This is a genomic window from Kitasatospora sp. NPDC059599 (assembly GCF_042735125.1).
Classification (GTDB): domain Bacteria; phylum Actinomycetota; class Actinomycetes; order Streptomycetales; family Streptomycetaceae; genus Kitasatospora.
Genome location: NZ_JBHWCL010000058.1, coordinates 30,778 through 40,629, shown reverse-complemented (window position 1 = coordinate 40,629; position 9,852 = coordinate 30,778). Strand labels below are relative to the sequence as shown.

Annotated in this window: 4 protein-coding genes; all 4 read right to left on the bottom strand. The window is 74.6% G+C overall.

All coding sequences use genetic code 11. From position 1 onward, the window contains the following. On the bottom strand, window positions 1–534 hold a 534-nt coding region (locus ACFV04_RS21230), incomplete at its 3' end, for a YncE family protein (RefSeq protein ID WP_380531118.1). 66 nt (window positions 535–600) lie between these two features. Continuing rightward, window positions 601–2,472, bottom strand: a complete 1,872-nt coding sequence (locus ACFV04_RS21225) for a beta-propeller fold lactonase family protein (RefSeq protein WP_380531115.1) — start codon at window positions 2,470–2,472, stop codon at window positions 601–603. Between the two features lie 109 nt (window positions 2,473–2,581). Continuing rightward, complete coding sequence (locus tag ACFV04_RS21220) at window positions 2,582–5,866, bottom strand: hypothetical protein (RefSeq protein ID WP_380531112.1); 3,285 nt, start codon at window positions 5,864–5,866, stop codon at window positions 2,582–2,584. Beyond that, complete coding sequence (locus tag ACFV04_RS21215; RefSeq protein ID WP_380531109.1) at window positions 5,863–9,846, bottom strand: hypothetical protein; 3,984 nt, start codon at window positions 9,844–9,846, stop codon at window positions 5,863–5,865. Before ACFV04_RS21215 ends, ACFV04_RS21220 begins: the two co-directional genes overlap by 4 nt. Between the last annotated feature and the right edge of the window lie 6 nt (window positions 9,847–9,852).

Genomic DNA, 9,852 nt, shown 5'->3' with positions numbered 1-9,852 from the left:
TCGCGGCCCGGCACCCACGGTGATCGATCCCGACACCTGGCCACTGGCCGTGTCGATCACCGACACCGAGTTCCCACCCGAGTTCGCCACGTAGACGCGGCCACCGTCCGGGGACACCGCGACCCCTCGCGGCCCGGCACCCACGGTGATCGATCCCGACACCTGGCCACTGGCCGTGTCGATCACCGACACCGAGTTCCCACCCGAGTTCGCCACGTAGACCCGACGGCCGTCCGAACTCGCGGCAACCCCTTCGGGATTCGCACCGACCGGAACCGGGTCACCTGCTCCGAGCCCGCCGGTGCCGCGGAGCACGGTGACGGTGTCCTTGACGCCACACGCGACGTAGACACGCCCGTCCGGGAGCACGACCGACCCGTTGGGTTGTCCGCCCATGGGAACGGCGAGGGTCGCCACGACCGCCGGGGATGGACCGGCCGCCTGCGCATCGTCAAGGGCGGGGCCGCCCGCGGGGGTGCTCACGGCACGCTGACAGCGCGGGAATTGAACGTCCACGGCGGTCTCCTGATCCATCGATCTGTCGGGTGCTGTCCGGCGGCGCCCACTCCTCCGTCTCACGTGCGCCACCGGCCGGTGCCGTCAGGACGGGCTGGTGCGGATCACCGACACGGTGCCCGAGTCACTGTGGCTGACGTACGCGTAGCGGCCGTCCGGGGAGACGGCCACCTCCCAGGGGTCGGCGCCGACGGCGACGCTGCCGGTGACCAGGTTCGTGCTGGTGTCCACCGCCGAGACGGTCTGCGAGCCGACGTGGGCGACGTAGGCGTGGCGGCCGTCCGGGGTCAGCGCCACTCCGACGGGGCGGTGGCCGACGGCGATGGTGGCGGTCACCCGGTGGGTGCCGGTGTCGATCACCGACACGGTGTCCGAGTCGGAGTCGGCGACGTAGGCGTGGCGGCCGTCCGGTGTCACCGCCACCGCGGCGGGTTCGGCGCCGACGGCGATGGTGGCGGTCACCTGGCCGGTCCCGGTGTCGATCACCGACACCGTGCCCGACGCCGAGCCGGTGACGTACGCGTGGCGGCCGTCCGGTGACACCGCCACCCAACTGAGGGCCCGGTCGCCGACGGCGATGGTGGCGGTCACCTGGGCGGTGCCGGTGTCGATCAGCGACGTCTTCGAGCCGGTGGCGTACACGTGCCGGCCGTCGGGTGTCACCGCCACACCCAGCGGGGCACCGTCGACGGCGATTGCCGTGACCTCGCTCGTCGTCGTGTCGATCACCGACACGGTGTTCGAACCCGCCTCCGTGGCGTAGGCGTGGCGGCCGTCCGGCGCGATCGCCACTCCCCAGGCGAACCTGCCGGTGCCGATCGTGCCGGTCACCTGGTGGGCGGTGGTGTCGCCGATGACGGACAGCGTGTCCGCGCCGCCGTTGGTGACGTACACCCGGTTGCCGTCGGGGGTGACGGCAACCCCGACGGGGCCCTTGTCGACGGTGACGGTGTCGGTCACCCGGCCGGTGCCGGTGTCGATCACCGACACGGTGTCGGATCCGCCGTCGGCGACGTACGCGTGGCGCCCGTCGGGGGTGATCGCCACTCCGACGGGGATGGCGCCGACCCCGATGGTCGCGGTCACCTGGTCAACGGTCGTGTCGATCACCTTGACGCTGTCGGCACCGGCGAGGGTGACGTAGGCGTGGTTCCCGTCCGGCGTGAAGGCCACCGCGGCGGGATTGGAACCGACGGTGACGGTGGCGGTCACCTCGTTGCTGCCGGTGTCGATCAGCGAAACCGCGTCCGTGTCGGGGGTGGTGACGAGCAGTCGGCGTCCGTCCGGGGAGAGGGCGAGTCCGCGCGGGCCGGCGCCCAGGGTCATGGTGGCGGTCACCTGCCCAGCCGTGGTGTCGATCACCGACACGCTGGTCGCAGCGCCGTCGGCCACGTAGGCGCGACGGCCGTCCGGGGCCATCACCACGCCGGTGGGACCGGCTCCGACGGGAATGGTGGCGGTCACCTGCTTCGTGGCGGTGTCGATCACCGACACGGTGTTCGAGGCGGAGTCCGCCGTGCAGGCCCGGCCCCCGTCCGGGGACAGGGCCACCGCGCGTGGGCCGCCGCCGACCTTGACGGCCCCGACCACCTGGTCGGTGGCCGTGTCGATCACCGACACCGTGTTGTCGCCGGTGTTCGCCACGTACGCCTGGCGGCCGTCGGAGGCCACCGCGACCCCGCTCGGCCTCGCACCGACGGGTAAGGGGCTTTCCGCCCCGGGGCCGCCGGTCCGCTCGATGACGGCGATCAACTTCCCGGCGCCACCGGCGACGTAGAGCCGGCGGCCGTCCGGGGCGACCGCCACTGCGCCCAGCTCGCCGCCGACGGCGATCGTCTCGACGGCGGCCGACATCGTGGGGCCCGCCGGTCCGCTGCCCGCGACCGTCGGGCCGGCCGGCGCGTGCGCGTCGACGACTCGGTCCGAGCGACGACGGCCTTGATTGAGAACGCCCACAGCTGACTCCCGATCCGTGGTGTGCTGTCCGGCGGCGCGCCCGCACCTCCAGGATGGGCGCCCCCGACCACGCCTGCAATCCGCGCCGGACACCCCACGCGGGTACCGGTCAACGCGGGAGCCGGTACAGCTGCACGACCGACTGCCCCTGGGACAGCGCCGAACTCAGCTTGCGCACCAGCTCGTCCGACGAGGGCGGCCAGGTCGTCGGGTTGTCCGGGAAGTACCCCGTGGAGATCAGGCCGGTCGGTGCGGCCGCCCAGAACAGTTCACCGTCCGAACCGACGAGCTCCGCGCCCTTGCCGGTCCGGCCGAACACCGCGGTCCGGGTCATGACGTGGTGCACGTAGTCGCCGTAGGCCTGGCGGAACCGCTCGGTGATCTCCCAGCGCAGCCTTCCGTCGGCCGCCGCCGTCGACTGGAGGAGCGACTGGTACCGCATCCGGTCGAAGCCGTAGGCCCGGGCGATCCCCAGGCGCTCCGCCCATTTCCAGGCCTCCTCCGGGTAGCCGGCGCGCCCCAGGACGTGGCGGCCGAAGTGATCGGTCAGGTTCTCCTGGTCCCAGCGGAACGCCGCGATGTCGGGCACGGTGGTGCTGAGGCGGTCGAAGGCCGCGGCCCGGGTCTGCAGGGTGCCGAAGGTGGTGATGCGGTTGCGCAGCCAGACGGGCTGGGTCTCCAGGAAGGCCGCCAGTTCGGTGAGGCTGCCGCCGTCGGTGAGAAATAACCGCAGCGCCTTGAGGTCGGCACCTCCGGGGCGCATGGTGGCGAGCACGAGCGCCCGCCGGTCCTCGCTGAGGGCGGCGAGGGCCTTGTTGATCCCCCAGGCCGCTCGTACGGACAGGGCCTGTGCCGACGCGGCGCCGACGGGATCGGTGGTCAGCCCGAGCCGCCGGGCCACCTCGTCGGTCTGGTGCCGCCGGAAGCCGTCCTGGTCCTTCAGGAAGTCCGCTTCGGGGAACTCCTGGAGGACCGTCCTGCCGCGCTCGGCGGCGAGCCGCACGGAGCGACCGGCCGCGATGGCCTTGGCGGTGCCGCGGACCGACACGAGGGTCAGCAGCCCGTTGACGGCGGCGCGCGCCAGCACCCCGAGGATCCGGGTGAAGCGCTCGGCCTCGAACCGGCGGCGGCCCTCCTCGTTGCCGTACTCCTGCTGCAGGCGGGCGAGCGCGGCGTCGGACATCGCGGCGTCGACTTCCCGCAGTTGCAGGTAGGTGTCGTGGGACAGCAGGACGGCGTCGGAGAGGTGGGCGCCCAGGTCGACGTAGAGCACGGCGCGCTGGAACCTGAGGATCCCGGCCAGCCGGGCCGTGGTCTCGATGGTCAGCGGCGCCCCGGCGGCGATGGCCCGGCCGGTGCCGGCCGTGGCCCCGCGGGCGACCGCCCCGCCCGCCGAGGTGAAGGCGGTGGCGATGGCCACCAGGTCGACCGCGGTCTCCCGGTTCCACTCGAAGGCGTCGTGGTGCAGCCGCTCGGCCAGGCTGACCGCGCTGAGCACCCCGCCGGTCAGCGCTCCGGCGAGCACGATCGCGCCGACCACCGGCGAGGTCACCGGGAAGGCCAGCGCGAGCGCGGTGCCCGCGACGGCCAGCCCGGTCGCGACCACGGACAGCCACTCCCAGGCGGTGCGTTGCCAACTCTCGGTGTCCGTGGCGAAGTCGAAGGGCTTCAGTTGCAGCCCTTCCATCCCGGGCCACTCGATCCGGGCCAGGATCCGGCCGGGCGGGTAACTGCCGCGGAAGGAGGTCCGGGCGTCCTCGAAGGCGGCCCGCAGCGCCGCCTCGGCGGTGGGCCCGGTGCCCCGGTAGGTCCGGTGGAAGGCGGGGTAGGTCACGTCGATCAGCAGCCAGGTGTGGCCCGGGCCCGCCGGGTTCGGCGCGGGGCCGACGAACAGCGAGATCGGCCGAGAGCGGGCGGTGCGGCGGTCCGTGAACAGCGCCCGCAGCGGGAACGGCCCGGCGCCGGTGGTGCCGACCAGTCTCTTCTCCAGTGCGGCGACGGTGTCGCGCAGTTCACGGATCAGCGACTCGTCCCGGGGGGTGGCCTGTTCGGCCCGGCGCAGCCGTTGTCGGGCGGCCGTCAGGAGTTCGTCGGTGCTGGTGGACCAGAGCGGCTCGGTACCGGCCGCGCGGGTCGGCTTCTCCAGCCCTGCCAGTTCGAGGGCCATTCGTTCCTCGAGCCGTTGGGCTTGGTCGGTGCGCCGCTCCGTCACCGGCTCCGGGGAAGCGTCCTCGTAGGTGAGACGGACCTCGCACTCCACCTCGAACTCGCCGGCCCGGTCGAAGCGGTGGGTGAAGTGGGCCCGGGTCGGCCGGCCGGTGTCGACGGGTACCCGGTACCGCTCGCCGTGCCGGTCGTGCTCGATCCGGTACACCCGCCAGCGGTAGCTGATGAAGGCGTACACCAGCGCCAGCTCGAACACCGGCGTCCAGCGGCCGGACTCCTCCAGGCGCCAGATCTCCACCTCGGCGAGGTAGGTGGTGTCGGCGCCGACGATGGCCGGCCCTTCCTGCTGATCGGTCCGCATGATCCGCGGCCGGGGCCACAGGTGGTACCGGGGGGCCGCACGGACGGTCACCTCGGGTACGTCGGAGACGACGGTGAAGTTCACGGTGAGGTCGAGGTCCTGCGGGTTGCCCAGGTCGGACAGTCGGCGCGGTCCGCGGTACAGCTGGGCCGCGCTGTGCGGGCGCGCGACGACGGTGTAGTCGCCGCCGGGCAGGTCCACGACGCGCGGGGCGCCCGGCGCCCGGACGGCGAGCCGCAGGGCGCGCAATACCGGCCCGTCGCTGTCGGGGGCCAGGTAGAACAGCCGCGGGGTGGCTTCGCCGGCGCCGGTGGCGTACACGCCGTAGCGGACACCGGCCGGGTCGGCGAAGCCGGCGGCGGGCCAGCGTTCGCGGATCAGTCGGACGATCGGTGCGGTTCCGGGCCCGGCCGTGACGGTGGAACGGTCGACCCCGAGGCCGGCGCCCTCGTCGGGTGTGGCGGCGCCCGCCGGCAGGGGTGCGACGCTCCACGCGGTGCTCCCGGCAGACCCGGTCTCCGCGGCCGGTCCGGGTACCGGCAACACCGATCCCGTCCCCGTCCCCGTCCGGTCCAGCGGTGTCCCGAGCCGCTCGCTCGTCCCGCCGGCGGCCGGGAGCAGCGGGACGCCCACCGGCCGCCCCTGCTCGTCGTAGCCGGGCACGGCGTACCCGCCCTCGGGAGTCCGCCGCTCCGGGGAGAACCGTTCCCGGGTCGGCTCCCCGGGTCGTGGCGCGACCACCTCGCCCGGCGCGGCAGCCGCCAGCGCGCGCTGGACCGCTGCGCGCACCACGGCGAGCAGCCGCTCCCGGTCCACCGCGGCCACCTCGCCCGTCACCGTGTCCGGCAGGTGGTAGCGGCGCCTCACGGCTTGAACTCCACGACCCGGCCGCTGCCCGGCACGATGAACTCGTTCAGCTCGGGGATGAGGTTCTCCGGGATCTGGAGCTGGTCCTGCCCGTACCGGGTGTCCACCACGCGCGGCCGACCGGTGACCTCCTTCAGTTTGGGCGGCCGGGGCAGCGGGACCGCGTCCTCCGGTGGTGTGCCGGGCGGACGGCCCAGCAGGGACGCGGGTTCTCCCTGCTCCGGGACGGCGTGGCTGCGGAGGGCGCGGAACCACCCCTCCTCCACCTCGAACACCTTCAGGCGTGCGCCCGGTCGCGCCTTGATCAGGAACTCGACGGCCCGCTCGAACACCCCGAAGTTCAGGTTGATCGGGTCGGTGCCGCTCTTGAGCACCCGGGCCTGCCCGTTGGCGTCGATCGGAACACGTTCCCAGCTGGCATCCGGCGGGGTACCGCCCTCGACCCGGAACACCACCCGGTTCCCGGTGCGGCTGCGGAAGACCGGCCGCACCACCCGCTCCAGCAGTTCGGGGTGTTCCCGGAACCGCGCGCCCGCGGGCAGGCGGATCCAGGTCTGCGTGCTGCCGCGGCTCTCCAGTTGCTCCAGCGCCCGCTCGATGTCCGCCGGGGTCGGCAGCTCCGGCAGCCCGGTCGTCGCCCGGCCGGCCTCGGCGCGCGCTTCGACGGCCCTCGCCCGCTGGGCCTCGATCCGGCTCCGCAGCGCCTCGGCCTGGTCCCGGAGCACGCCCGCCCGCCGGGTGTTGCCGCGCGCCTCGGCCGCACGGGCCTTCTCGAGCACCTCGGCGAGTTCCCGTTCCACCCTGCGCACCTCCGTCTCCGCCCCGGCCGCCTGGATCCGCAGCGACGCCCCGAACTGACGGCGCGCCAGGTCGGAGGTGGTCCCGCGCGGAACGGGCCGGGCGGCCACGACACCCAGTTCGGCCAGCAGCCGCAGCACCGCGCGCTGCTCGGCGGGGGTGTACTCGGACAGCCGCCCCAGGAACGCGGCGAGGTCCTCGGTGGACGCGAAGGTCCCGGCGACGAGCCGACGGGTCGCGGCCCGGTCGAGCGTGGTCAGGGCCTCCAGCAGGTGGACGGTCTCCGCCGGGTGCTCGCCCAGGATCCGGGCGACGGTGCGGGCCCGGGCCGGGGCGGTCGCCTCCAGGGCCGGGAGCAGCCGCTCCAGTCCGGCGCTCGCCGCGAGGGTGAACCGGGCCCCGGCGAGTTCGAGGACGTGCCGGGCCAGTTCGCGGCCGCCGAGTTCGGTGGCGACCTCCGCCAGCCGGGCGGCCATCGCGGTGGCGAAGCCCCGGGCCGCCACGTCCCCCATGAAGGTCCCGAGGGTGGCCCGCAGGTTCGCCAGCGCCTCGGTCGAGACCCGGACCCACTCCCGGGCGCCCCAGCCGGCGGCCCGCAGTCGGGCGGCGGTCCCGGCGGCCGTGGTGATCGCACCGCGCGCACCGACCAGGACCTCCCGCAGGGCCGGGGCGAGGACGAACTCGGCGACGATCCCGATCACCGCGCCCAGCGCCATGTTCGCCACGTAGGTGCGGATGCCGGACCACGAGCCCTCGCCGGTGGCCACGTTGACCACGTCGTGGGCGAAGGTGATCAACGCCGCCGAGGTCGCGCCGCCCACGGAGCCCCGGACCAGCGCCTGGGCGGCCCAGCCGGCCACGGCCCGGCGCAGGGTCACGGTGCCCAGGGCCTCGGCGGCCCACCGCGCGGGCACGCCGCCGAGCCGGAATCCGACCGCGAGCAGGTAACCCTCGAGGGCGGCGGTCAGGATGCCGCCGAGCGTCAGCTTGGCATCACCGAAGACCACCCGGAAGAGGTAGACGATCTCCGAGATCGCGATCCCGGTCACCACCGCGCTGGTTCCACCGCCGAGGCTCACCAGCGCGGCGATCACGCCGGCCTCCCAGGCCAGGAAGACCGCGCCGACGGCGGCGACGACGATGCCGGCGACCTGGTACACCTGACCGGCCCGGCCGAGCCGCCACCAGGTCAACCGCTCCTCGAAGCTCCCGGCGCGTTCCGTCACCGGGTCGCCCACCCGGGTCCAGCCCTTCTCGCCGACCACCCGCTCCACGAACTCGAACTGCACGTGGAAGTCCGGGAGTCCGCCCTCCTCCTGCCGTCGCACCTCCAGCAGCCGGATGCTCCGCTCGACGGTGACGCTCACGAAGTCGGCCCGGGTCAGCCCCACCCGCCGGACCGCGCCGGCCAGCACCGCGGTGGCGAACCGCTCCTGGTCGTACGTGGTGCGGTCCTCCCCCCGGGCGATCCGCCCCACCAGCTCCACCCGCTCGGCCTCCAGGGCCTTGCGCAGCGCCTCGACGCGCGCGGGGAGCAGCCGTTCGAGGTCGCGGCGGCTGCGGTAGATCGAGTCGACCTCGCCGAGGACGCCCTGCACGGCCACCGTCCGGCCGGGCTCGCGGTCGAGCAGGATCCGGGCGGGGTCGGTCCGGTACTCGTTGCGGGTCCCGGCGAGCCGCTGCTCGGTCAGCGAGTCCCGGAGCTTCACCACCCTGGGATCGGCCGCCCGGGAGGTGGCCAGGCTGAGCCGCAGCAGGCGGTGCCGCAGGCCGAAGTGGCGGCTCGCCCCCACGCCCTCGTACAGCCTGGCGAAGTCCCCGGCCAGTTCGGCCAGCACGTACTCGAACAGCGTTCCGCCGTCCGGTCGTTCGGCCGGCGGGTCCTCCTCGAACTCGCGGTCCAGGAAGGCGGACATCGCCCGCTGCCAGGACCGCTCGGTCGGGTCACCGCCCAGCAGGCCGCGCAGCCGGGCCGCCAGCAGGCGGGCGCGCGGCCGGTACCGGGCGGCGCCGAGCCGTTCGGCGTCCACGGGCAGGGCCACCCTGGCGAAGAGGCAACGCCAGCCCGGTTCGAGGTGGTAGGTACCGGCCCGGTCGTCCAGCCGCCGGGTGGTCGGGTCGGTCCAGGCGCCGACCCGTTCCCGGACGGACGCCGGCAGCCGGCTCAGCGCCGGGTCGGTCAGCACCAGGAGGCGGTCGCCGGTCACCCGGTCCTCGCCCGAGGGTGCCCGCTCCTCGGCCCGACGGCCCAGGAGCAGCGCGAGCGCGGCGGGCCGGGCACGGCGGCGTACCGTCAGCGGCTGGAGCCACACCGGTACGGGGAGGGTGCCGAACTCGCGCAGGTACTGGGCCGTGGTCAGGCCGTACCGGGCTTCGAAGTCCCGCGCGTCGAGGCAGAAGGCCGCGTCCGCGGCCGGCAGTCGCAGCACCGTGTCCCTGCCGAGGGCCGCCAGGTCGGTCAGCTCCACCTTGGGCAGGACCATGGCGGCGAACAGCACCCAGCCGCCGTGGCGGAGCATGGCGGTGGCTCCCCGGCCCTCGATCCGACGGGCGTTGTGCGGGCCGATCCGCTCGATCCGGTCGCCGAGCACCTTGTCCTCGTCCAGGGCGAGCAGGGCGGCCCGGCTGTCGTCGGTGACCCAGATCGCCGTCGCGAGGACCTGTCCCGGGCCGAGCCGGACCAGCCGGGCGGCGCGCGCGTACAGTTCGTCGGACAGCTCGGCCAGGGTGTGGTCCCGGCCGGTCTGCACCCACCAGAGCGCCACCCAGCGGAGTTCCTCCCGCCGGTCGCCGTACAGCGCCTGCTCGGCCAGTCGCCCGCCCTCGTGCAGGCGCTCGACGAAGTCGAGGAACCGGCCGACCCGCGCCCGGAAGTTGACCGCGCGGAGCACCGTCCACGGCCCGGCGGCGCCGCGCACCGGTACGCCCTGCGGACGTCCGCCGTCCCGGTAGGAGGCCACGGCGTAGCCGCGGTCGCCGTCGCGGGCCGGGTCGTAGCGCTCGCGCGCCTCGGCCGGTCCGACCGGGGTGTGGCGGCCGAGGCGGGCGGCGACCACCCGCTCGGCCTCGGCCGTCCGGGCGCGCACCGCCTCGGCCAGGGTCCGTGCCAGCTCCTCCAGTTGGGCCTCGCCCAGGGCGCCGGTGATCCGGATCGTGATCGGGATGTGGCAGTCGACCCGCACGGTGTC